The 22,815-nt window shown below is 64.4% G+C and carries 21 protein-coding genes and 1 pseudogene; 11 read left to right on the forward strand and 11 right to left on the reverse strand.

Annotated features, from left to right (window positions below; genetic code table 11):
* Positions 1 to 6 precede the first annotated feature (6 nt).
* On the reverse strand, positions 7 to 2,262 hold the full coding sequence (locus CHU95_RS02160; RefSeq protein ID WP_094453280.1) for a GumC family protein: 2,256 nt from the start codon (positions 2,260 to 2,262) through the stop codon (positions 7 to 9).
* A 120-nt stretch (positions 2,263 to 2,382) separates the two neighbouring features.
* On the reverse strand, positions 2,383 to 3,522 hold the full coding sequence (locus CHU95_RS02165) for an outer membrane beta-barrel protein (RefSeq protein ID WP_165771960.1): 1,140 nt from the start codon (positions 3,520 to 3,522) through the stop codon (positions 2,383 to 2,385).
* Positions 3,523 to 4,418: 896 nt separating this feature from the next.
* Between CHU95_RS02165 and CHU95_RS02175 the strand changes: the two genes are divergently transcribed.
* From CHU95_RS02175 to CHU95_RS02185, 3 genes are all read left to right on the forward strand, one after another.
* Complete coding sequence (locus CHU95_RS02175; protein ID WP_094453286.1) at positions 4,419 to 5,591, forward strand: ATP-grasp domain-containing protein; 1,173 nt, start codon at positions 4,419 to 4,421, stop codon at positions 5,589 to 5,591.
* Positions 5,588 to 7,339 (forward strand): ABC transporter ATP-binding protein, encoded by a 1,752-nt coding sequence (locus CHU95_RS02180; protein WP_094453288.1) that lies wholly within the window; start codon positions 5,588 to 5,590, stop codon positions 7,337 to 7,339. The genes CHU95_RS02175 and CHU95_RS02180 overlap by 4 nt, the downstream gene beginning before the upstream one ends.
* 93 nt (positions 7,340 to 7,432) lie before the next feature.
* On the forward strand, positions 7,433 to 7,852 hold the full coding sequence (locus CHU95_RS02185; protein WP_094453290.1) for a lasso peptide biosynthesis B2 protein: 420 nt from the start codon (positions 7,433 to 7,435) through the stop codon (positions 7,850 to 7,852).
* Positions 7,853 to 7,882: 30 nt separating this feature from the next.
* On the opposite strand, the gene CHU95_RS02190 is transcribed toward CHU95_RS02185, so the two are convergent.
* On the reverse strand, positions 7,883 to 9,787 hold the full coding sequence (locus CHU95_RS02190; protein WP_094453292.1) for an asparagine synthetase B family protein: 1,905 nt from the start codon (positions 9,785 to 9,787) through the stop codon (positions 7,883 to 7,885).
* A gap of 674 nt (positions 9,788 to 10,461) precedes the next feature.
* Between CHU95_RS02190 and CHU95_RS02195 the strand changes: the two genes are divergently transcribed.
* From CHU95_RS02195 to CHU95_RS02210, 4 genes are read left to right on the forward strand one after another with little or no spacing between them, the layout of a single operon-like run.
* Positions 10,462 to 11,037, forward strand: a complete 576-nt coding sequence (locus tag CHU95_RS02195) for a phage tail protein (RefSeq protein WP_207762342.1) — start codon at positions 10,462 to 10,464, stop codon at positions 11,035 to 11,037.
* 47 nt (positions 11,038 to 11,084) lie between these two features.
* Complete coding sequence (locus CHU95_RS02200) at positions 11,085 to 11,636, forward strand: phage tail protein (RefSeq protein ID WP_094453294.1); 552 nt, start codon at positions 11,085 to 11,087, stop codon at positions 11,634 to 11,636.
* Between the two features lie 24 nt (positions 11,637 to 11,660).
* Entirely contained in the window at positions 11,661 to 12,236 is a 576-nt protein-coding gene (locus CHU95_RS02205; protein WP_094453296.1) for a phage tail protein, read from the forward strand.
* A 7-nt stretch (positions 12,237 to 12,243) separates the two neighbouring features.
* On the forward strand, positions 12,244 to 12,774 hold the full coding sequence (locus CHU95_RS02210) for a GNAT family N-acetyltransferase (protein WP_165771961.1): 531 nt from the start codon (positions 12,244 to 12,246) through the stop codon (positions 12,772 to 12,774).
* Positions 12,775 to 12,845: 71 nt separating this feature from the next.
* Here CHU95_RS02210 and CHU95_RS02215 read toward each other — a convergent pair whose 3' ends face one another.
* From CHU95_RS02215 to CHU95_RS02225, 3 genes are read right to left on the reverse strand one after another with little or no spacing between them, the layout of a single operon-like run.
* Positions 12,846 to 13,142 (reverse strand): DUF6916 family protein, encoded by a 297-nt coding sequence (locus CHU95_RS02215; protein ID WP_094453300.1) that lies wholly within the window; start codon positions 13,140 to 13,142, stop codon positions 12,846 to 12,848.
* Between the two features lie 35 nt (positions 13,143 to 13,177).
* Positions 13,178 to 14,023, reverse strand: a complete 846-nt coding sequence (locus tag CHU95_RS02220; RefSeq protein WP_133065385.1) for a sulfotransferase domain-containing protein — start codon at positions 14,021 to 14,023, stop codon at positions 13,178 to 13,180.
* Positions 14,024 to 14,028: 5 nt separating this feature from the next.
* On the reverse strand, positions 14,029 to 14,994 hold the full coding sequence (locus CHU95_RS02225; RefSeq protein ID WP_133065386.1) for a phosphoenolpyruvate carboxykinase (ATP): 966 nt from the start codon (positions 14,992 to 14,994) through the stop codon (positions 14,029 to 14,031).
* A 141-nt stretch (positions 14,995 to 15,135) separates the two neighbouring features.
* Between CHU95_RS02225 and CHU95_RS02230 the strand changes: the two genes are divergently transcribed.
* From CHU95_RS02230 to CHU95_RS02240, 3 genes are read left to right on the forward strand one after another with little or no spacing between them, the layout of a single operon-like run.
* Positions 15,136 to 16,941 (forward strand): tetratricopeptide repeat protein, encoded by a 1,806-nt coding sequence (locus CHU95_RS02230; protein WP_094453306.1) that lies wholly within the window; start codon positions 15,136 to 15,138, stop codon positions 16,939 to 16,941.
* A 29-nt stretch (positions 16,942 to 16,970) separates the two neighbouring features.
* A complete protein-coding gene (locus tag CHU95_RS02235; RefSeq protein WP_094453308.1) occupies positions 16,971 to 17,759 on the forward strand; it encodes a 2OG-Fe(II) oxygenase in 789 nt (262 codons plus the stop codon).
* Positions 17,756 to 18,460: a sulfotransferase family protein gene (locus CHU95_RS02240; protein ID WP_133065387.1), complete on the forward strand. Its 705-nt coding sequence runs from the start codon at positions 17,756 to 17,758 to the stop codon at positions 18,458 to 18,460. Before CHU95_RS02235 ends, CHU95_RS02240 begins: the two co-directional genes overlap by 4 nt.
* On the opposite strand, the gene CHU95_RS02245 is transcribed toward CHU95_RS02240, so the two are convergent.
* Positions 18,444 to 18,722 carry a PqqD family peptide modification chaperone gene (locus CHU95_RS02245; protein ID WP_094453312.1) on the reverse strand — a complete coding sequence of 93 codons (279 nt, stop codon included), beginning with the start codon at positions 18,720 to 18,722 and terminating at the stop codon, positions 18,444 to 18,446. The two genes, CHU95_RS02240 and CHU95_RS02245, sit on opposite strands and share 17 nt — an antisense overlap.
* 662 nt (positions 18,723 to 19,384) lie before the next feature.
* On the opposite strand from CHU95_RS02245, the gene CHU95_RS02255 reads away from it, so the two are divergent.
* Positions 19,385 to 19,957: a recombinase family protein gene (locus CHU95_RS02255; RefSeq protein ID WP_094453316.1), complete on the forward strand. Its 573-nt coding sequence runs from the start codon at positions 19,385 to 19,387 to the stop codon at positions 19,955 to 19,957.
* Between the two features lie 46 nt (positions 19,958 to 20,003).
* On the opposite strand, the pseudogene CHU95_RS02260 reads toward CHU95_RS02255, so the two are convergent.
* From CHU95_RS02260 to CHU95_RS02270, 4 genes and pseudogenes are all read right to left on the reverse strand, one after another.
* Positions 20,004 to 21,039 (reverse strand): annotated as a pseudogene (locus tag CHU95_RS02260) (IS1595 family transposase).
* A gap of 372 nt (positions 21,040 to 21,411) precedes the next feature.
* Positions 21,412 to 21,672, reverse strand: a complete 261-nt coding sequence (locus CHU95_RS22790) for a transposase (protein ID WP_245837821.1) — start codon at positions 21,670 to 21,672, stop codon at positions 21,412 to 21,414.
* Positions 21,673 to 21,891: 219 nt separating this feature from the next.
* Positions 21,892 to 22,212, reverse strand: a complete 321-nt coding sequence (locus tag CHU95_RS02265) for an XRE family transcriptional regulator (protein ID WP_094453318.1) — start codon at positions 22,210 to 22,212, stop codon at positions 21,892 to 21,894.
* Between the two features lie 17 nt (positions 22,213 to 22,229).
* A partial coding sequence (locus CHU95_RS02270) for a hypothetical protein (protein WP_207762344.1) occupies positions 22,230 to 22,815 on the reverse strand: 586 nt, incomplete at its 5' end.

Raw genomic sequence — 22,815 nt, forward strand, 5'->3', positions numbered from 1 at the left:
ATCCCGTCACTTGGTATAATATTCCCCATATTGGGCATAATAGGTACCGTAGTCACCATAGGCCATCTGGCGGTGACGGGCCTGATTGATCTGGGAGATGATGACGCCCTTCAGATTGACATCCATATCCCGCAACAACCGGACCCCGATACGGACCGCATCGCGCGGCGTGGAGTTCCAGCGGATCAGATAAATCACCTGATCGGCCAGGGACGAGAGTACACGCGCATCCGAAACAGCCAGAACCGGGGGAAGATCAATGACGATGCGGTCATACTGGCCGCGCAATGTCTGCAAGATGGCTTCTGCCTCTTCCTTGCGGACCTCTTCTGCGATGGCTTTCAGCTTACCGGCCGGCAGAAAATCAAGACCGGGGGCAATATCGCGGATCACCGCATCCTCGAGACTGGCGGAACCATCCAGCACATGCACCAGCCCCAGCTCATTGGTACGCCCCAGCATGACATGCATACGGGGGCGGTGGATGTCGCTGTCGATCAGCAAGGTCCGCTGTCCGGAACGCGCCACCATGGTTGCAAGGCACAAGGAGGCAAAGGTCTTGCCTTCGCGCGGGACAGAGGAGGTCATGGCAATGACGCGCCCCCCTGTCTGTTCATCGTCGGCATAGGCTTCCAGCGACACGCGCAGGCTGCGGAAAGCATCGGCGATGGCCGAACGCGGCTTGTCCGCCAGTTCGGCCACCATATTGTCGACCTTGCCACGATAAAGCGGCACCACCGACAGGGTCGGCAGCCCCGTCAGATCCTCTGCCTCATCGGAGGAGCGGATGGCATTATCCAGACGATCCAGCACAAGAATCAGCAGCAGCCCGAACCCGAGCGCAAAAACAGAGACAAGGCTGAGGGTCCAGGCCGTACGCGGGGCCGAGGGGCTGCGCGGCATCTGGGCTTCGGAAATAACGCGGGCATTGGCCCGCTGTCCGCCGCTGCCGGCCTCTGCTTCCTTCTTGAACCGCTGCAGGAACCCTTCGTAAAGGCTGCGGGTTGCCTCCGCCTGACGCTCCAATTCACGCAGCTGAATCTCCGCGCCGCCGGCATTGTCAACCGTCGACCGCAGTGCGGCCAGTTCGCGCTCCAGGGTGCGGACACCGGCACTGGCCACCTCCAGCTCATTCCCGATGGAATCTGAGATGCGCTGCGTCTCGGCCCGGAGTTTGGATTGCAGTTCCGCCAGATCCGCCCGATAGCCGACCATGCGGGGATGCCGCTCGCCAAAAGTCTTGATCGCCTCAGAGATCTCACGCTGCAAGATCGCCTCCTGCTCGCGCAGGCGCTGGATCAGGGGGGATTGCAGCACCTCATAAGCAGACTCGATATTGCCACTGGACAGCAGCAGCGAGCGCACCTGATTGAGCCGGGCCTGCTTCTGCGCCAGGTCGGTACGGGCGATGATCAGGCGCGTATTCAGCTCCGACAATTGCTGTCCGGTCAGGGTCTTCTGTCCCTCTCCGGAGCGCTGGAGATTGTTACGGACCCGAAACTGCTCAACAGCCGTCTCCGCCATCTGCACATCTTGGCGCAGATTCTGGAGACGATCCTCCAGCCAGCTGCTGACCCGGCGGGCATCCTCAAAACTGGCCTCCAGACGGTCCAGCAGATATTCCTCGGTCAGGGTATTGAGGATGAGGGCGGCCTTCTCACGGTTCTCCGAGGTGAAGGAAATATCGATCAGAAAGGTGCGGCGCTGCCATTTGGCTTCTAGTTTCCGGCTGACCTGGGCCACCACCGCGGCCTTCTCCAGGGCTTCCACCGTCGTTGCGGCCACCTGCCCCTCGCCGGGCACCTTGGGAGAAGCGATGGCCGACAGCCAGCGCATCGGATTGAGATAGCCGATCAGGACGGCGAAACCGCTGGGTTCGCGGAGCTTGGGGTTGAACTCCGGGTCCTGGTCCAGTTTCAGGCGTTTGACAACCCGCTCGACCAGCACGCGTGATGTCAGAACACCGACCTCTGTCTGCACGGCGCTGTCCGACAGGCGCATCCGCATGTCGGTACGGGTTGAAAGCGCGTCCGTGGCTTCCGGTGCCTCGATCATGATGACGGCACTGGATGTGTAAAGAACAGTGGCTTGTTTGAGATAGAAGATGGTTGGCGCCAGGATCAGCAGCCAGCAGGCCAGCAGCATATATTTGCCGCTCCAGATCACGCGCCACGCCCAGCGCAGCAACTGGCGGATATCAACCACAGGCTCCGAGGCGTTCTTCACCTGGAAGGTCTCTGGCTGGCCTGAACTGGTGGTCATGCTATCAAATCCTGGGAAACAGACTGATGGCGAGGATACGCCTTCGGTTGAACGCGCAAAGGCGGCTTTCCTCTGCCAAGGAAAGGCCGCCACTCATCATCCGTGAAAAGAGCCATGGGCTCAGTATTGCAGGCGCAGGCGCCACATCATTGTCCACTGGTCATATTGGCCAGAGCCCCCATCGGCGTCGCGTTCACGATAGCGGATTTCCGCACCGGCATGTACCTCCGGCGTGAAGGCATAAAGCCCGCGCAACCGGGCCTCATAGAACCAGGGGTCTTCGTTGCTCTTGTCATAATCTTCGTAGGCGACATTACCGGAGAAGGTGCCGACGAAATTGCGGGCGAACTCATGGCGCACCGTCAGGCCGGCGCCGGTACGGACCATGGCGGACACACCCGACCGGATCGTTTCCTGGACGCTGCGTTCCAGGGAGGGCACGACAACCGTCATACGGGTCGGTGTCCAGTTGAAACGGGCCCGGAAGCTGAAGCCACTGGGATCGCCGAAAGTGGTGGCATCATATTCCTGATCGAAATAACCAACCAAGAAATCACCACGGATCACGTCGGTGATATCAATACCAACACCGCTTTCCAGGCGATAACCATCACTACTACGGTCAAAGCTGGTACCGGGGACCACATTGTCATAGTCGCGGGAATTATAGCTTCCCTCTACAACGGCGAAATAGTTGGGGATCGTCTCATAGGCGACGCGCGCCGTCACTTCATACTCGTTCCGGTCACGGCCACTGTTATTGACGACCTGACCACCCGACCGGCGGCCATTGCCGATATCGTAGGAATTGAAGCTGAAAGTTCCCTGATAGATCATGCGCCCTTCCTGCAGGCGCGATCCCAACTGCGCGGAAATCTGCGTGGTATCAACCGGCTTCAGGCTCAGCGCCGCATCGGGGCTGCCACGATCCTCGGCCCGGTCGCTGAAGCTGATATTGGACGTCACTTCCCAGCCCTTTCGGACATCCAGACGTCCATCAGCCCCGACATTCACGTTGAGACGATCATCCTCGGTATATTCCTCGAACATGACCTTTTCGAGTTCGCCCGTAAAATTCAGCTCATGGCGCAGGAAACGGGACCGCAGGCGGAAACCGGGAACGATCCGATAGAAACGGTCGCTGCGCGCATCACTGGCCGTGGCAAAGACATTGTCGGTCCAGGATGCCTCTGTTTCCAGGCTGGGCAGAAACAGAAACGCGCCGGCCTCAATGCCCTTCGCTTGAAAGGAGTCAGCCACGCGCTTGTCATCCTGATTACCTTCAGGGTCCGAACCGGGGTCTTTTTCCTGCGTTATGGGGGCACTGTTATTGCCCTTGGTGGCATTGACAGCCTGTCTGTCTGTTGTGACCTGCGCGAAAGCAGGCGCCCCTAATACCAGGGACATGCCTGCCGCCAGCAGACATGTGCGGACCTGGAAGAGACGGGAAGAATGCCCTTCACGAACAGGCATGACAAATGTCCCGGCCATCAAATTTCCCCCACTTTATACAGATCCGCTCATATGTATGGATGAGCCGAATATGGCTTAGCCCTAATCTTTTATCTACCTTCTGGTACCAGGGAATAACAGACAAAAGTTGTCCCAGATGGCCTGTGTGGCAATCATACAACCATAAAAGCGCTAGAGGGGCCGCAAAAGCCTCCGATTAGCGTATACCTATACAAGACGGGCTTCCGAGACGATGATAGCCGTCTCAAAAGGGTATCTTTGCTAATTTCGAGACGCTATCCTGTCTCGATATAGACCCTAACGGGACAAATGCCCGCCATGGCCCTCTACGGATATGCCCGCGCCTCCACCCCGGACCAGGATGTGACCCTCCAGGTGGAAACCCTAACCCGGGCCGGCTGTGCCGTGGTGCGGGCCGAAAAGGCCAGCGGGGCGGGAAGGGGTGCAGGCGCGGTTGCAGACGGGCGGTCGCCAACAAGCTCTGCGTCGTACAGCGCTTCGACCTGAATTCGTGGTATGGGAATAATGGGCCCCTCTGGCTGGACATCACGATCCTGCTGCGGACCATTCCGACCGTGATCAGTCGCGACGGGGCCTACCGACGGGACGATGGCCGGCACGACGCCTCGGCAAGCCAGATCGCGGCCGGATCGATGCTGTTCCAGGCGTATCTTTGGTGAACAATGGTGGTCAGAAGCCTGCGTACCTTTCCCCTACCCGCCGATGGCTGGGGGCTGCTGCCGCCCCGTGACCCGGTGATCACCGCCTTGCATCGGGCCGCGGGCCGGTCGTTCTGGAAGCGACGCCGCCCCCTGCCGCCCTGGGCAGGCGGGTTGGCCGCAAAGGCTGCCCTTGCCCTGTTGCTCCCGTCCAGGATCAGGAGACTGCGCCGGCCTTGGGGCCTGACCCTAGCCGAATCGGCCCGGATCTGGGCGGATTGTTTCCTGTATGGCCTTACCCCCTATGAAGCTTGCCTGTATCGGCGGGAATGCGGCCGCATTCCCCGGGACTTCGTCTCCGACCGGGTTGCCATCATGCTTCAAGGGGCGCTCGGCAACATGGCGCAGAAGGATCTGCTGGCCGACAAGGTCCGCTTCGCCGACCGTCTGGCACAGGCGGGTCTGGCCGTTGTTCCCACCCTTCTTGTTCTGGCAGGCCCGGATGACATCCCATCCCTGACCGCCCTTCCACCGGGGCGCTACTTCCTGAAGCCGGTGGCCGGCTTCGCGGGATCGGGGGCGAGACCGTTGATCATCCCGGATGCGGGCGGGCTGCTGATACAGGGGGGGATCCCGATCACCCGGGCGGACCTGTTGACGGGGTTGACCGCGGAACTGAAGCACCACAGCCTCATGGTCCAGCCGATGCTGGAGGCGGCACCCGATCTGCCGGTGGATCGGCATGCGGCCGGCATTCCGCCGGTCCTCCGCGTCACCACAAGCCGCCGGCCCGGTGGCCCGGCCGAAATCCACGGCATCCATGCAGCGACCGCGCCGGACGGGATGAGTTTCCGCTGGCCGCGATGGCGGCGGTACCCGATTGATCCGGCAACAGCTTCCCTCGGGCCGCCGGTGATCGTGACGGAGACGACGAGGATACCGTGCGTGTGGCCTTGGGCCGGTCCAGCCTGGCCCGGACTGGACCGGGTCATCCAGCTGGCCCTTGACGCCGCCGATCACGTTCCGGACATTCCCCTGGTGGGCTGGGATATCGTTCCGACACCGGCAGGACCGGTGATCCTTGAGGGCAATGTGCATATCGGGGCCTGTTGGGCGGATCTGTCCTACTGGCTGGTCGGACGCCCGTCGCCGATGGCCGGGGTTCTGCATGCCTGGCTGGAGAGGTATCCTCTGTGACACCGGGACGGCAGGCTCGCGGCTTCATCGCCGATCTGGCGGCGACCGGCCGTGCCAGGCTGGCCCTGCTGGTGCTGCTGGGTGTGGCGGCGGCGGTTGCGGAAGGGGCCGGGCTTCTGCTGCTGGTCCCCTTGCTGGAGATGCTGGGGCTGACCGGGGCCGAGACGGGGCCGCTGGCGGTCCTGGGCGGGCGGCTGGGGCTGCCCGGCGTGCTGGCCATGTTCGTGGGTCTGCTCGCCGTGTCCGCAGCGATTGTCTGGGCCCGAACGGTGGCGGCCCAATCCTATCAGCTTGCCTATGCCGATCGCCTGAAACAGCGGCTGCACGGGGCGTTGATCGGGATCGCCTGGCCGGGCGTGGCGGCGCGCCGCCAGTCCGATTTCATGATCACCATCTCCGGCGAGGCCTCGCGCTGCGCCTATGCGGCGGACCAGTTCCTGCAGATGACGGCGGCCCTGCTGCAGATGCCGGCCTTGCTGCTGGCGGGGCTGATCCTGTCGCCGGTGTTCACCCTGGTCACGCTGGCACTGTGCGGGCTTGTGGCCCTGCTCCTCCGCCCGCTCAGCCGGCAGGCGCACAGCCTGGGTGCGGCCCTGGCGGAGGCGCACCGGACCTTCCATGCGGAACTGACCGACCAGGTGTCCGGCCTGCGGATCATCAAGATGACCGGGGCGGAAGGCGCCAAGACCGCGCGGTTCCGGGATCTGTCACAGCAGGTCCGCTCGCAACACCTTGCCATGGTCCAGGCGGACGCGACGGCCCGGGCGGTACAGCGGATTGCCGCCGCGGCGGTGGCGGCCCTGTGTGTCCTGGTGGGCATCGGCCCCTTGGGCCTGTCCCTGGCAGAGATGCTGGTGCTTCTGGCTGTCTTTGCGCGGATCGTTTCGGCCACGCTGCGGATCCAGGGCCATTGGCGCATGATCCTGCAGCTGTTGCCGGCCCATGCCCAGGTGATGGCATCGCTTGAGCAATGGCGGGCGGAGGCTGAACCCCGGCCGGCCGGGGAAGCGCCCACCCTGCGGCATCGGATCGACCTGCGCGGTGTCGGCTATCGCCACGGGCGGGATGGGACCGCGCGAGCGGCCCTTGTCGCGGTCGATGCCGTCATTCCCGCCCTGGCGACCACGGCCGTCATCGGGCCGTCCGGGGCGGGCAAATCAACCCTGGCCGATATCGTCATGGGTCTGGTCCCCCCGGATACCGGCATGGTGATGGTGGACACGATACCCCTGACCGACGGGGCGATGGTCGCCTGGCGGCGGCGGGTGGGATATGTGCCGCAGGATCCGTTCCTGTTCCACACCGGCATCCGGGAGAACCTGCTGATGGCAGCCCCGACGGCGACCGAGGCGGAGCTGTGGGACGCGCTGGAGGCTGCGGCCGTCGCCGGCCGGGTGCGGTCCCTGCCGGACGGGTTGGATACGGTGGTTGGCGATCGGGGGGCGCGGCTGTCGGGGGGGGAGCGTCAGCGGATCGCCCTGGCCAGGGCGCTTTTGGGACGGCCGGACCTGCTGGTGCTGGATGAGGCCACATCTGCCCTGGACGCGGAGACGGAGCGCGCGGTGGCGGAGGCCCTGGACCGGTTGAAGGGCCGGACCACCCTGCTGGTGGTGGCGCACCGGCCCAGCACGGTGCAGGGTGCCGACCATGTGCTGGTGCTGGATGAGGGCCGCCTTGTCGCCCAGGGAAGCTGGGAGATCCTGCGGCGGAATGCGGCCCCCTGGCTTGCGCGCCTGGACATGGGATGACCGGCCTCGCCCGCCTTTGCCGTCACAAGCCTTTTCCCGGTCATCGCCCGCACTGATATACAGAAGCACCCTTCTCCCGTTGGTTTCCCAGCCATGCCGACCTTCCGCTTGCCCCGGCCGATCATGATCGAATCCGCTGCGGCCCTGCTTCTGGCGCGGCTTGCGCTGCTGCTTGTGCCTGCCCGACGGCTGCTGCGGGGGGCCAGGTCGGGGGCCTGGGCGGGGCAGGCGGGCCTGCCGCAGGATCAGGACATCGCCGATGTGGCCCGGGCGTTGGAGCGGGCGGCGCGGCGCGTGCCGTTCACCTGCACCTGCCTGGTCAGGGCCATGGCGGGGCGGGCCATGCTGCGCCGGCGCGGCATTCCCTGCACCCTGCATCTGGGGGTGGCCCGGCAGAACGGGGCGCTGGCGGCCCATGCCTGGCTGGAGGCGGGCGGCGGTGTCGTGACCGGGGGGGATGAGGCGCCGAACTTCGTCCCCCTGGTCCGGCTTGGCGATGGCGGATGTCTCTAGCCAAACCTGGGGGGCCCGGTTCGGCTGGGGTCAGCGGTTGGCGCCTTCGGCCCAGCGGATGAACATGCCGGTGGTCACGCCCCGACCCAGGACATGATACAGCTCCGTGTATCGCCGCTCCGCCGCGTCGGCATCCGCGGGCCAGTCATCCAGGATGGCGCGCAGGCGCGGAATGTCGATCATCTCCCGTGCCAGGGGGGAATCCTCCATCCCGTCGATGGTCGCGGCGATCCAATCGCGGCTTCGGCTCAGCCAGTCGAAGAATTCCGCATTCTGCCGGCCGCGCCGGGTTTCCTTGACAATCGCCGGCGGCAGCCGGTCGGCCAGGACCCGGCGGCCCAGGAACCGGTCTTGCCGACCGCGCGTGAACTGGTCGGGCGGCAGGGCGAAGCAGAATTCGGCCATCCGCACATCCCCCAGCGGGTCCCGCCCCTCCACGCCCCGGCGGAAGCGCAAGGCACTTTCCACCGATCTCCGTGTCCAGGTAAGTTCCAGAAGGTGCAGACGCTCCCGCACCGGCCAGGGAACATCCGTGTCGCCGGCGCGGTTCGCGGCCGCCCAATCATCCAGCCCGAGCTGACGCCGCGCCGTCGCCAGAAGGGGTGACGGCGCCGCCCAGGCGGGAAGGCGTCCGGTCATCGCCCGATACCGGTCCAGCAGCCATTCCGGGGCCTGGGACCGCGCCACGGCCTTGAACCGGCCCAGCCCCCACCCGACGCGGTAGAATTGCCAGGCCTCGCGAAGGGCGGCAGGCAGATCGGTCGGCCGCGGCTGGAAAACCCAATCGCCCACAGCACTGGCGGTCAGGGTCAGGTTGCCGGACAGCCCCTTCAACACCGTGGTGGCGCCCAGTTGCCGTGTTGTCGGCCAAGCCGCCTGGAACCACACGGCAGCCAGCAGGTGGAACGGTGGTCGGCCGATCAGCGCCATGTTGCCGCGCAGCATATCCTCCAGCCCATCCAGCCGGGCCAGGAGGGCCTGCGGCTGGACCATGGGGTACAGGGCTGCCACCGCCTGGGCCTGGGGCCATTCGTCCTGGAACACATTGGGGCTGGGCCGCGGCAGGGACGCGGTCGGGTCGGGGCGGATGGTCAGGGTATGGATCGGCCTGTTACCCGAAACGCGGGCCGCCGTGGCCACCACGGCCCCGGAATCCAGACCACCGGACAGATCGGCGACGATCTGCCCATCGCGCGGGAGGGCATCTTGCACGACCCGGTCCAGAAGGTCCCGGGCGGCATCCACATAATCCTGGTCACGGCGGAAGCGGATGCGCCGTGTCGTGTCCAGCCGCCAGTACCGGCGCAGATCAACGCCGTCGGGGGACCAGGTCAGGCAGTATCCAGGTAGAAGCCGATAGATCCCCTTGAAACACGTCTCATCGGCGGTTTGGGATACCGACAGGGTGCACAGGGCGACCTGTTCGGGATCCACCTGGCGCGGCAGGTCGGGATCGGCAAAAAGGACGGGTAACAGGCTGCTGAAGCGCAGCCATCCGCCTGTCCGGTGGTAGAAGAGTGTGCGCCCGCCGGTCCGATCGCTTACCAGCCGCAGCCGGCGGGTGGAGCTATCCCACCAGGCGAAAATGAACTGTCCGTGCAGCCGGGCAAGGGCATCCTCCCCCCACCGTTCCAAAGCCGCCAGGATCAATCGGGCGTCGGGTGTGCCGATCTCCGGCATGCCCAGCATGGCGGCAAGATCGCGGCGGTCCGCCAGCCAGCCATCCAGGGCCAGGAGATGGGGGCCGGAAACGGCATAGCCCCCCATCCAGTCACCCTGGGGGGCAATGCATGACAGGTACAGGATGCCGTCTGCCAGCGGCTCAACCGTCCCGCCCGGCACATACTGGGCCGCCAGAAGACTACATCGATGCAGGACGTCCGAAAAACCGGGGCCCGGCGCACCCCCGGCGTGACCGAACAAGGCCGCCATCATCAATCCGCGCAGATCGGATGTGCCGGTGACGCAAGCACCCGATCAGCTTCCAGCCTTAAAAGCTGGGTGTTCGTCCTGAGGACCGCTGCCACCATTCATGGTTGCGGACAGCGGGAGCACCGTCAGCCGGGGGGCCTGCCAGACGTCGCGCGTCCCTGCACCATCCCGCATCGACGTCTCAAGATCATCCCGATCATGCATGGCATATAACTCCGCGCCATTTTAAACTTGGCCCTAACTTAAGGGACCAGAGCCCGCGGTTCAAGGACAACACAGCCCTACGCCGCCTGACACTTCCGGCCCGCACCCAGGCGCTTGCCATCCGACAGATCCCAGCGCGATCCAACCATGAACCGCATCGCGCTTCCGTCAGCGGATGACCATGCTTGCGGTCCATCGCCCGACTGCCCACGGCGAAGCGCTGCGACCGCGAAAGCGCCTAAGCGGCTAGACGCAAGGATGCACACCGCGCAGGCACAATCTCTACTACTTTTGCCTGATTATTCTGAGGCTGCGATCTAAAAAAGCCTTAGATCGCATAGATTTCTGTCAACCATAAAAAGTGTCTGATAAAAAATAAAGCAACTTTACGGCTATCAACGGATGCCGTCATATGCCCTATGCCCGGACGAGGGGTGGGATGGCCCTGTCGTGGATCGCGAACGGAGGAGCTTATGACGGATTCCTTTATCGGAGAGATCGCGCTCTTCGCCTTCAACAACACACCAACTGGATGGTTGCCCTGTGAGGGGCAGCCGCTACAGGTCCAGCAGAACACCGCGCTTTACGCCCTGCTGGGATCTATTTATGGTGGTAATGGATCTACAATCTTCAACCTACCAGATCTTCGCGGGCGTACGGCTGTCAATTTCGGGCTGATGACGGACACGACCCGCATTCTGCCCCAAGGTCAAACGCTGACCCAGGGCAGCAGGGGCGGGACGGAGACGGTCACGCTGTCGCTGACCCAGGTGCCGGGCCACACTCATGGCTTCGTGTTTTCCCCCACCAACGCGAATCTCTCGCAGGCCATCGTGAATGCGGTTCCCGGGCCCATCCAGCGGGCCTCCGCGACACCAACGACAGCCCCCAACCCGTCCCCGGCCTATGCGCCACCTGGTGCCTTGACGCCGCTCAACAACGACTCCATGACGTCGGTCGGCGGCAATCAGGCCCATGAGAACCGTCAGCCCTTTCTGGCCCTACAGTACTGCATCTGCACCGTAGGCATATTCCCGATGCGGAACTGAACAGACAGTAACGGATACAGACACTGTCAAAGCCAGGAGGATGAGACATGGCAAATTCTTATGTGGGTCAAATCACCCTGTTCGGGGGGACCTTCGCTCCCCACAATTGGAAGTTCTGCGACGGCAGCCTGCTTCAAATCAACCAGTATCAGCCGCTGTTTGCCCTGATCGGCACCACCTATGGGGGTGATGGCAGCTCCACGTTCGCCTTGCCCAATCTTCGTGGGCGTATTCCGGTCGGCCGGTCCAACACCCCCCCGCCGGGTATGACGAACAACTATGTCATGGGTGCCCCGGGTGGTGTGACCGACGTGGCGATCACCCTGGCCCAGTATCCCAACCATCGCCATACGGTGAATGTGACGACGGCGCTCGGCACGTCGCTGACGCCCGGACCCTCGATGCTTCCAGCCTCGGTTCCGTCCAACTTCCAGTTCTATGTGACGCCGAATGCCGGTGCCAATCTGACGGAAGTCAGCCTGAACCCAAGTGCGATCACCGCATCTGCGGGCGGCGGCGGTAGCCACACCAACCTGATGCCGACGATCAATCTGAACTACATCATCTGCGTCGAAGGCATCTTTCCAAGCTTCAACTGATGCTGACGCAAAAGGAGACAAGCGATGGCTGATCCATTCATCGGGGAAATTCGCGCTTTTGCGTTCCAGTACACGCCGCAGGGATGGCTTGCCTGCGACGGTCATTCCTATTTCGTCTCCCAGTACCAGGCGCTGGCTGTCGTTCTTCAGAACCGGTTCGGCGGTGATGGGACGCGCTTCAATGTTCCCGACCTGCGCGGGCGCGCCACGACCAATGCGCTCGGAACCGGCCCCTGGCAGGCCGGGGGCGCGGCGACCCAGCAGTTTGCCAGCACCTGGGGCGTCAGCGAGGTCACCCTGAACAACAGCCAGGTCCCGTCCCATACCCATCAGGCGTTCGGCGTGGGCGCCCTGACCAATGCGACCGCCGTTTCCACGGCATCGGCGACATCGTACCTGTCCGTTCTCCGGTCGGGGAACTCTGTTTACGACGCCTGGTCGATTGATTCCGTCAGTACCGCCAACCACTTCGCCGCTTCGATGATCAGTGTGCAGGGCGGGGGGCCGAATGGTGTTGTGGGTGCCCATGCCAACATTTCTCCCTTCCTTGCCCTCCGTTTCTGTATCGCTGCCGATGGCGTCTTCCCCCCCCAGAACTGATGGACCGGTGGATGGAAGCGGCGGCCCCGGCACGCCGCTTCCCCCCGTGCCGCCCGATCTGGCTGCCCGGGGAATAGGCCTGCGTCCGGAATGCGACGACGATGCCGCATTCCAGCGCGACCTTTACATCCTGGGCCGCTGGCAGGAGATGGCGGCGACCGGCTGGCCGGAACAGATGATCATCGCCTTCCTGGCCCAGCAATCCGACTTCCAGCAGCGGCATTACCGTGCCTGCTACGGCCACGCCGCCTGGGGGGTGATCACCAAGGATGGGTTGCCGGGCGGCCGGCTTTACCTGAACCACGGCGACCAGGAAATCCGGATCATCGACATCCTTCTGCACCCGGGGCTGCAGGGTCAGGGGGTGGGCAGCGGCATCATCCGCGCCGTGTTCGATCAGGCACGCGCCCTTGGCCTGCCTGTGTCCCTGGCTGTGGAAGACCACAACCACGGGGCCCGCCGCCTGTACGATCGGCTGGGTTTCATCTCCACGGCCCTGCACGGCATCCACCACACGCTGGTCTGGACACCGGACTGACGGCCGCGATCCCTGCGCGTCATGCACAACTCCCGATCTGGCCGATCGGGGGTTTGTGTTTGTGCGGACGGTCAACCGATTCCCAGCGAATAGATGTATGTATCCGTCACCACGTCATGCTCGATCGGACCCACGCCAAGGTCCAGCGCACCGAAGGACGCATGCTCCACCCGATAGCACGACTGCGGAAACACGACGCCCGGCGGTCCGCGCATGATGATGTAGAAGACCGGTTTGAACGGCGGCGGCATCGGGACCTGCCGCTCCCGCACATACACCCGCTCCACCGTCAACGGAAACGGCCCGGCCGGTGTGACCACGGTCAGAACCTCCCCCTCCAGGGGTTTCGCCTGTTCAAATGTCAGCATCGTCGCCTTCTCCCTTCCTGACGAACGGGCCGCGATCACAGATAGCCCATCCGTGACATCACAGCGCCATGGTCACGCTCGATCCGTGCCACCTGGTCCCTGGTCAGCTCATCCCGCCAGGCGCCGGCCACGCCGCGGCGGAAGAACGCCTGGCCGGCAACCTGGCCATTGAAGAATCCACGCTCCGCCTCCCCCTGCCGCAGGACATCGAACCGGGTAGCTGCGACCGTGGCGGTGATCACCGCGTCCGATGCCGCGATACGCAGGTGCGCGGCCACCTGGGCCAGGCAGCCGGCGGGGTCGTCCCGCATATCCTCATAGCGCAGTACCAGGGGTGTCGGCGTGGCGGCCAGCCAGCTTTCCACATGCCCGCTCCAGGTCGACAGATGCTGGGGGAACGCCGCCCCGATGCCGCCCGGCCGGATCGCCCAGGTGTTTGCCGGATCGCCCAATGCCAGGATGGCCGCATCCACCGGGATGCCGGTGTGATGGGCGTAGGAGACGGCCACATCGCGCGGATCACGCACCATGTACAAACTGGCCAGGGTCGCCTCGGGCGGGAACAGCGCCCGGCCGGAGGGCGTGTACTCCCACGCTTCATGCACCCGGCGATACAGGGTTGCCTCTGCCTCCCGGGCCAGTTCGACCGCGGCGAGGGCACGCAAATCGGCGCATTCCGCCATCGTGAAGTCGCTGGATTCAAGATCCAGGGCGCGTTCCACCTCCGCCCTGTCCGCGGCGAAGGGCGCGAAGGCAAGGGGGCGGGCGAAGTCATGCCGGGCGCCACCGGCCAGCAGACCGGCCAAGGCCAGCCGCATCCAGGTGTTCCCCGATTTGGGGTAGGAGGCGATCCAGCAGAATCCGCCGCCCCTGAGCCGCATGGTGGTCACGCCCCCGCATCCGCCAGGGCAGCCAGCAGGGCGTCCAACTCCGCCTCATCCCCCAGTCGGCAATGGGCATAGGCCCCACCCAAAGCCGACATCAACCGGGGGATCGCCGCCATCCGCTCCGCCTTCAGGCCAAGGCGAACCATCATCTGGGGGCGGTACAGCATATCCCCGCTCCGCTCCAGTGTTTCCATCAGCGTCAAGCGCCGCAGACCGGGCCGGGTCGCCCCGCGACCTTCCAGAAAGACCATGGCCTTCAGACGCGCAGGCTGCCCTTGGAATGCCTCGCCCACGGGAAGGTGGAACTTGTCCAGCGTCGGCCGCGCCCGCTCCAGCCCCTCCGCCGGCAGGCCCAGCCGATCCATCGCGTCCTGCCACAGCTTCAGCCGCGGGAAGGCCGGCAGCACCAAGGGGCCGCCGGGTGCTGAAAGATCCAGCATGGTCACATCGTCCGCCAGCAGCGGATAACCGCGCAGCACCAGCCGCGCCGCCAGCGTGGACTTGCCGATCCCCGACGGACCGGCGAAAGCCACCGCCCCGCCCGCGAACCGAAGGCAGGCGGCATGGACCGGCAGCAGCCCACGCCGCAATCCGACAATGGCGAAGACACTGCCGTACAGGAAGGTGCGCTGGCTGGCGCCGGCCGGATCCTCGACCGGATCGACCGTGATCCGGCTCCCATCGGGTGCGACACGCCACGCGGCCACGCCCGGCACCTGGAACCGGCTGGTACCATCGGCGGCGACCTGAAGGAAGGGGCGGTCCACGACCGGATCGGCCAGGGGCGGCACGGGCCCCACATCCACCCAGACATCCACAGTCCGGCCATCCCCCGTCCAGGGCGGCAGATCCGCCAAGGGGAACGTGGACGCGATCCGCAGCCCATAGATGCACCGGTCGCCCGGGTGGCCGGACGGGGCGACGGATCCGGGATCGGGGGAAGCCATGGGAATAAGCGCACTCATCCAACAGATACCATCGGGCGGGGGACGCCGGGATACTCGCGCGACACCGACCCCTTTGCAAGGAAACATGGCCACTCTGTCCAATGCAGCGGATTAAGGGTATAGGAACTATGACCATCGACCCGCAGCACAGGGCCACGCATGCTCCCTACCCTCCAAACCGCCCGATCCCTGCTCATGGACGGCCAAGACGAGGCCGCCTTGGACATGCTGGAGAGCTTGGCCCGAAGCGGGGCGGCCACGCCGGACGCGCTTTTCCTGCTGGGGGCGCAATTGCGACAGGCCGGCCGCACGGCGGAGGCCATTCCGTTTCTGGAGCAGGTCTTCCGGGAACGCCCGGACATGACGAACAGCCTGGCGGAACTGGGCTATTGCCTGGCCGAGGTCGGCCGCAAGGAGGAAGCCCTGGAGGTCCTGCGGGAGGTGGTGCGCCGGGTCCCCGGGCATTCCTGCAGTCAGCGCCTGGGCCAGCTTCTCGCGGGCAAAGGCATATACCTGGTCGACAAGGGCGATGACCTGCAGGGTGTCCCGCTTCTGCAGGAAGCGATGGCGGCCCTCGGCCCCTCTCCCGATCTCGCCGCCGCGCTGGCCATGGGGCGGCATCGCCTGGGCGACAATCACGGCGCGTTGTCGCTGTTGCAGGACGCGTTGAGCCTTTGGCCAGATCACCCGGCCTGCCTGGTCAACCTCTCATCGGTGCTCGATTCGTTGAGCCGGCATGTGGAGGCGGAGGCCGCGTGCCGGCGGGTGCTGGATCATCTCGTTCCCGACCTGCCTCAGGCGCACTGCAATCTGGGTGCCGCCCTGCGCGGCCAGGGGCGCCTGGAGGAAGCGGAGGCGGCGTTCCGTCGGGCCCACGAACTGGACCCGACCCTGGTTCCGGTTCTCGCCAATCTGGGGACGGTGATGTCTTCCCTCGGCCGGCTAGAGGACAGTGCGGTCTGGTACCGGAAAGCCATCGACCTTGCGCCTGACGACATGGTGCTGACGTTCCTGATCGCCTGCGACCGGTTGAAGGCCGGGGATTGGGCGGAAGGCTGGGCCCGGTATGAGCTGAGGAACAGGCACCCCGCCAACAAGGTGAACTGGACGCTCAGCAAGGACCTGCCCCGGTGGGAGGGGGGTGATCCGGCGGGCCTTCGTATCCTTCTGGAGGAGGAGCAGGGCTATGGTGACCGGCTCCAGTTCTTCCGCTTTGCCCGCCTCCTGGCCGACCGGGGCGCCACGGTGGGCATCGCGACCCTGCCCGGGCTGCACCGTCTGTTCCGCCAAAGCGATCCCCGTATCCTGCTGGTCGACCGCGACACCGCACCATCGGCGGCGGACTGGGATTTCGGCATGCCGCTGATGTCCCTGCCCCACCGGTTCGGCACACGGGTCGACACGGTCCCGGGGGCACCGTATCTGACCGCCGAACCCGGCCAGGCCGCCGCCTGGGCGGAGCGGCTTGCGGGGTTGACCGGATTGCGGGTGGGGCTGGTATGGGCCGGGGATTCCCGCCCCCACGACCCGAGCGCGAACGGTATCGACCGCCGCCGCAGCATGTCGCTGGCCCAGTTCGCCCCGCTCGCGGCGATCCCGGGCGTTCACCTGATCAGCCTCCAGAAGGGGGAGCCCGCGGCGCAGGTCGCCGACGCGCCCTTCCCGCTCCTGGACTGGACCGGCGAGCTGGACGATTTCGCGGATACCGCCGCCCTGGCCGTGAACCTGGACATGGTCGTCTCGGTCGACACGGCACCCGCCCATCTGGCGGCGGCCCTCGGCGTGCCGGTCCTGCTGCTGTCCCGCTTCGATGGCTGCTGGCGGTGGCTGCACGGTCGGGATGACACCCCCTGGTACCCGACGATGCGCCTTTTCCGACAGCAGAGCTGGGGCGACTGGTCGGCCCCGCTGGCTGGCGTGACCGCGGCCGTGGCCGCGGCTGCCGACGCCAAGTCCCGGGCGTGACCCCTTCCCCCGGATCCGGTATCCAGCCCATGCGATCCCTGTTGACGGGTGTCCGTCCGGACATGATCCGGACCGACCCCTTCCCCCACATCGTCATCCACGATGCCCTGGATGCGGAAGACTATGCGGCCCTGTGCGCCGGGTACCCCTCGCTCGGGGCGATCATCGGCACCGACCACGCCCGGTTCCGGAGCAACCGCCGCTATGCGATGATGGCGACATGGGTCCTGGCATCGCCCGATCTGCCCGCGTGCTGGCATCGCTTCGTCCGGACCCACACCACCCCGGCCTTCCTGGCCGAGGTGGAGGCGCTGTTCGACGGATACTGGCCGCCGGCCCTGCTGTCGACGCTCGGGGGCCGGCTGTCGGGACACATGACGGAACTGTTGCAACTCGGCGATGGGAGTAAGGCACGGATCCAGATGGATGCCCGGCTGGAGGTGAACACACCGGTGCTGGACGTACCGTCCAGGTCCCGCGGGCCCCATCTGGATACACCGAACCGGCTTTACTCCGGCCTGTTCTATCTGCGCCACCCGGACGATGATTCGGTCGGGGGCGACTTGGAACTGTTCCGCTGGCGCGAAGGGGCGACCCGACGGACCGATGTCGTCGCCCTGCCCGACGACGCGGTGGAGAGGGTGGCCACAATCCCGTACCGCCCCAACACCCTGGTCATGTTCCCCCAGGGTATCGACGCCCTGCACGGGGTCGGTATCCGCCAGCCGACCCCCCATGTCCGCCGTTATGTCTTCATCACGGCGGAGATCACCGAGAACTGGCTGGTTCCCCCCGATCGTCGGAGTGAGGTTCCGTGAGACTTCTGGTCCATGGCATGCAGAGCAGCGGCGCCACCGCCTTCACCCAGATGCTGGCCCAACGTCCGGGATGCGTGGCGCTGGTGGACATTCCGAACAATTTCGCCGCACCCAGGGTGACCACGCGCCTGGACTTCGTCGCCAAGGCGGTGGTGACCACCGCCTATCCGTTGGCCACCCATGTCGAACGGTTCCGGCCCGATGCGGTGATCCTGTTCCTGCGGGATCCGCGTGTGAACCATGTCAGCCTGCGCACCAAGGATTATCGGCACCGCTCCGGGCTGATGGAGGAGAAGTTCCTGATCCTCGATCAGCTTTTCGCCGAGCGGCATCGTTTTGACGCTGTGGTCCATTACGAGGATTTCGTTCTGGGCGATCCATCGGTCGGCAAGGCCCTGGCCGATCTCGGCTGGCCGGTGGAGGATGGCTACCGGGAGTTCCGGCGTTCCTATGACGAGCTTCTGGCCTCCCTGTGGGCGGCGGAACCCGATCTGCGCGATCGGATGGATGTCGTCTTCGGCAACGCCAAGGGGCGGGCTGTATCACAGGCCCCGATCAAAAAGGATTGGGACAGGGCGGTGGAGGCGGCGGTGGCGCATCTGTGCCCCCGGCTTCTTGCCCATTATCAACAGCGGGACGCAGCCGCGGCTGAACCTGCCCCCAAGGCGCCCGCGGCAGGAGCGGTCACCGCTCCACCGTGATCAGATTGCGTGCCTGAAGATCGGCCAGCAGGGCCAGCACGTCACGTTCGATCATGGCCAGGGGAGCGTCAAACTCTGTCTCCAGGGTCCGGCACAGGGCGGCAACCTCCACCGGATCGGCCAGCGCCTTCCATATGCGGGTACCGATGACATCCAGAGTAAAATACTGCCCGCTCTCCACATCCATCATCACAGTTTCCCCATCGATCTCTGTCGACAGAAGGTCAGACCGGGCACGGATATGGGAGGACAAAGTGGGCATGGAACGGCAACCAATCTTTGTAAAAAGGCAATTTGAACCATACCTAATCAAGACGTATCTGTCTGTCCATGTACGACTGCTATGATTGCCGCCTTCGCCTCCTCATTGACAGCTACTCGCCGCCTGCTGTCATTGTGGCCAACCGGGTCCTGGAGCTGGCGGGCGGACAGGTGGATGATGTCATAACAGCGGCATGGTCCGCCGTCGCGCAAGTTGACGCGGAGACTCATGGTCAAGAATTTTGCCCTTGAGTATCAATCCAGGTCAGCCAGGGGGTCCACCCCGGCGACGCTGGCCATGAAGCGGAACCAGCCGGCGTCCTTTTCAAGGGCGGCCACGGGATCGGCATAGGAACATTTCCATGTTCAAGTTAAAGCCGGCGATGATGCCTAGAACGTCAGGGGGGCTTCTGTACCATGGCCATGGTGAGAGCACTCGACAGGACGACAACCCGCCCAGCCATAACCCATAACTGCATCGCAGAATGGCATCACCCTCGATGTGTATGACTGGATACATCGGCAGGTGCGTCAATCTCAGCTCAGTGGCCGTTAAACGATCCTTTGGCGGTCACCTCTCGAACTGTCCGCTTACCAGCCTTTACAATGACTTTCCGGACAAATAGATTACCGGACAAGTTTACGGACAAAAGGCGGACGGCAATGGCCGAAATCGGGTATGCGCGGGTCTCCACCAGCGAACAAGACCTTGCTCTACAACTCGACGCCCTGACCAGGGCCGGATGTACCCGCGTCTTTGAAGACAAGGCCTCTGGTGCCAGGGCCGACCGGCCAGGTCTGGCAACCGCGTTGGCGTTCCTGCGGGAAGGGGATGTATTGGTTGTCTGGAAGCTGGACCGGCTCGGGCGGTCACTCCCCCACCTGGTCGAAACAATCACAATGCTTGAGGCACGGGGCATCGGCTTTCGGTCGCTGACAGAAGCCATCGACACCACCACGCCGGGCGGCCGGCTAATCTTCCATATCTTCGGCGCGCTTGGTCAATTCGAACGAGACCTGATCCGGGAGCGAACCCGCGCTGGCCTGGATGCCGCCATCGCCCGTGGGCGCCGGGGTGGCCGCAAGCCCGTCGTCACCGACGACAAGCTGAGGCGCGCACGCGCTCTGATCGCACAAGGCCTGACGGTTCGAGAGGCGGCAGCCAGGGTCAAGGTCGGAAAAACAGCGCTGTATGCGGCGATGGATAAGGTTTCCGACACCGAAACAGGCGGCTGATAATCGCCGTTCGCCCTATGTTCGCGCGAACCGGACAACGCCATTATCAACCAAAGACAGCCACGGTTGATCTGACGTCGATGCCGCCGGCCTTTGTTCGTCGGATCTGGCGCCCGGCGGCCATGATGAACACGGCTGGCAACTGGCGTGCGGGCGGCACCCGGTCCCAGAGGGTTTGCAGGATCGTCCGTCCTTTCCTGGCTTTGCGGATTTTCTGACCCGCAGCGATGCGCTGTGACCAGCGAAAACCGATCTCATGGAAATAGAGATCAGCATGCTGGGAGCTGATGTGATGGAAGACGCCGGCGATGGTCTGACGGACCCGGTTGTTGAAGCCTTCGGCGGCATTGGCATGGACGGTGCCACGGGCATATTCCTTGCGGGCATGGCACACGGTGTCGTGATTGGCGAAACCGGTGCCGGCCGCCACGAAGGCCTTCCATTCATCGCTCATTAGATGGGCCTGCGGCGTCAAGATCGCCTCCAGCACCCGTTCGGTCTCGTTCAGGGACAGGTCGGCTACAACGCAGGCTCTGGCTTCACCAGCCGGTGTCCCTGGTTCCGATCCGGCGGGACGCTGGACAACGACCATGGCCGGGGTCTTGGTCGTGCGCGGCTGGCCCTTGCGGCCGCGACCGGCACGGGGCTTGTCGGGATCGGACCGGGGAGCGCCGCCGAAATACATCTCGTCGATTTCAATGACGCCACCCAGCGTGTGGTCGCGGGCCACCAGCAGGCGCAGCACATGCCCCATCCGCCATGCCGTCGGCTGGCTCACCCCGATAACCTCGGCCAGCCGGATTGAGGAGACGCCCTTGTCGGATTGCAGGATGAACCACAGGGCCAGCAGCCAAGTGCGCAGCGGCAGCTTGGTCGCATGCAGCGGGGTCCGCGTCGTCACCGTGAATTGCTGCCGGCAATCCTGGTCAGAGCATTTGGCAGCCGCACGCCGGGCAAAGCCGTCCCCGCGGCCAGACCATCGCTTCCAGCAGCCAGCGGCAGCGATCATCATCCGAAAACGCAGCCACTGCATCGGCAAGTGTCCGGACCCCGATATGCGCCTTGTAGCCAAAGACCGGGATGGCAATGTCGGGCGGCTGCGGCGCCCCCTCGGGGGCCGGCTTGGCCTTGCTGAATTTCACCGTCCAGCGGGCATCCACATCCTTCTGGGCCGCCTTGGCCGGCTGATCGGGCCAAATCTCCCTGGCCGACCGGCCCTCCTTGATCGCCGCCTTCTCCTCCTCCTTGTTACGCTGGCGGGGCGCCGCCACCAGCGTGGCATCCACGATCTGACCCGACATCGGCAGATAACCCGCCGCAACGATCGCACGGGGCCAGACGCGTGAACAGCCCGTCCAGCGCACGGGCGGCGATCAACACTTCGCGGAAATCCTACAGCGTGTTGGCATCGGGTACCCCGTTCTCTGGACCCAGGCCACAAAACCGCATCCAGCTCAGCCGGCGCGCACCAGATACGAGGTCTGTTGCAACGACAGCCCGTGCAGCGCCTGCAACACCAGCATCTTGAATTTCAAAACCGCGTCAAACGGCGGGCGACCGCCCCTGCGCGGGTCGCCGCGGCGCAGGGCCCTGGCCAGAACCGGCCGGAACTGCTCAAAATCAACCGTCGCCAAAAGCCGCTCTAGCGGATCACCCTCCGTCGACAACTCGCGTAGACGATCCTCAAAATCCCAGAAACCGCCCTGTCTGGACATTACCAACCTCGCTACAGGCTGCATGCCCTATCATAGCAGAAATCGGCAGTTTCCGGAGGTGTCCAGGTTTTTTATACCGTTCGTAAAAAAAGACGGTGAGCGGTAGGGACCTGTGCAGTCAACCCACAACAGGGTGACCGATCTTTTCCGCGCCTTATGGTACTGATCCCACTTTCTGACCATGGATGAAGCCACTTTGATCCAGGGGCTGGATGCTCTTCACATCGGTGATATGATCGCGCTGGTCATGCTGGGCGCTGTACCTTCCGCCCCTGCACTGATCTCGACTTTCAACCCCGCCCTGACACACAGCGCAATCAGGTCGGCCAGTTGAAAGAGATTGATATTCCCTCCCCGCAGATGCTTCAGCCTAGTTGCATTGATGCCGAGTTGGCGGGCCAGCTTGAAGCGATCCAGCTTTGTGTTATCAAGATAATGATGCATTGCGATTAACAGGTCGGCACGAAGCCTGAGGTCCGTCCGCTTAACCGGATCCGGCTCAACAGCATCCCAGACGCAGGCGAAGGCTCTGTATTCCATCACTTACCCCCTCTCGCTCAAAAGCCGATATCCACATCACGTCCCCGAGACTGTTCCTTCCCCTCCATTCTGTCGATACCCCGTCCCAGATTGACTGGAAGGGACAGGATGACGCCTGCCGGCAGGGTTCGGCCAAGTTTCGCCAACAGTGCCATCACCTCGCGATTGGGCAACCCATCCTGGTTTGAACTCTCCAATCCCGACCGGACAGAACCCAATTCCTTGAGCAGAGGAACGATACTCCTGGTTGGGTCCACCCCTTTGGAAACGACCAGTTCGACCTCAAGGTCAGGACGGGCCGCGACCAACCCGGCAATACGGCGCACCTGGTCAGGCTGGAGATCACCACCGGTTGCGATATAGGCGGTGTCTGACCTGCTCGCATCCGCTCCACGCCTCGATAGGGCTTCTGCGGCTGTCGCGGTGATCACTAACCGGCCGGCCGTTCCGGGGTTACCAGCTATATGCAGACCTCTTTCCCGGCTTAACGGCGGAAACTGATGGCGGCTTCCCCTCGCACTGACCACTTCATAGCCGGTGATGCGGCCCGCCTCGTCGCGCCTGTCCGGCATCAGCCCCTGTGGGACAGAAGCGGGTGATTGC

The organism is Niveispirillum lacus, assembly GCF_002251795.1.
Classification (GTDB): Bacteria; Pseudomonadota; Alphaproteobacteria; order Azospirillales; family Azospirillaceae; genus Niveispirillum; species Niveispirillum lacus.

Excerpts from the sequence above, each read along its gene's own strand:
- CHU95_RS02160 (WP_094453280.1), bottom strand. The coding sequence starts at position 2,262 with ATGACCACCAGTTCAGGCCAGCCAGAGACCTTCCAGGTGAAGAACGCC.
- CHU95_RS02175 (WP_094453286.1), top strand. The coding sequence starts at position 4,419 with ATGGTGGTCAGAAGCCTGCGTACCTTTCCCCTACCCGCCGATGGCTGG.
- CHU95_RS02185 (WP_094453290.1), top strand. The coding sequence starts at position 7,433 with ATGCCGACCTTCCGCTTGCCCCGGCCGATCATGATCGAATCCGCTGCG.
- CHU95_RS02190 (WP_094453292.1), bottom strand. The coding sequence starts at position 9,787 with ATGATGGCGGCCTTGTTCGGTCACGCCGGGGGTGCGCCGGGCCCCGGT.
- CHU95_RS02195 (WP_207762342.1), top strand. The coding sequence starts at position 10,462 with ATGACGGATTCCTTTATCGGAGAGATCGCGCTCTTCGCCTTCAACAAC.
- CHU95_RS02200 (WP_094453294.1), top strand. The coding sequence starts at position 11,085 with ATGGCAAATTCTTATGTGGGTCAAATCACCCTGTTCGGGGGGACCTTC.
- CHU95_RS02205 (WP_094453296.1), top strand. The coding sequence starts at position 11,661 with ATGGCTGATCCATTCATCGGGGAAATTCGCGCTTTTGCGTTCCAGTAC.
- CHU95_RS02215 (WP_094453300.1), bottom strand. The coding sequence starts at position 13,142 with ATGCTGACATTTGAACAGGCGAAACCCCTGGAGGGGGAGGTTCTGACC.
- CHU95_RS02220 (WP_133065385.1), bottom strand. The coding sequence starts at position 14,023 with ATGCGGCTCAGGGGCGGCGGATTCTGCTGGATCGCCTCCTACCCCAAA.
- CHU95_RS02225 (WP_133065386.1), bottom strand. The coding sequence starts at position 14,994 with ATGAGTGCGCTTATTCCCATGGCTTCCCCCGATCCCGGATCCGTCGCC.
- CHU95_RS02230 (WP_094453306.1), top strand. The coding sequence starts at position 15,136 with ATGCTCCCTACCCTCCAAACCGCCCGATCCCTGCTCATGGACGGCCAA.
- CHU95_RS02235 (WP_094453308.1), top strand. The coding sequence starts at position 16,971 with ATGCGATCCCTGTTGACGGGTGTCCGTCCGGACATGATCCGGACCGAC.
- CHU95_RS02245 (WP_094453312.1), bottom strand. The coding sequence starts at position 18,722 with ATGCCCACTTTGTCCTCCCATATCCGTGCCCGGTCTGACCTTCTGTCG.
- CHU95_RS02255 (WP_094453316.1), top strand. The coding sequence starts at position 19,385 with ATGGCCGAAATCGGGTATGCGCGGGTCTCCACCAGCGAACAAGACCTT.
- CHU95_RS22790 (WP_245837821.1), bottom strand. The coding sequence starts at position 21,672 with ATGTCCAGACAGGGCGGTTTCTGGGATTTTGAGGATCGTCTACGCGAG.
- CHU95_RS02265 (WP_094453318.1), bottom strand. The coding sequence starts at position 22,212 with ATGGAATACAGAGCCTTCGCCTGCGTCTGGGATGCTGTTGAGCCGGAT.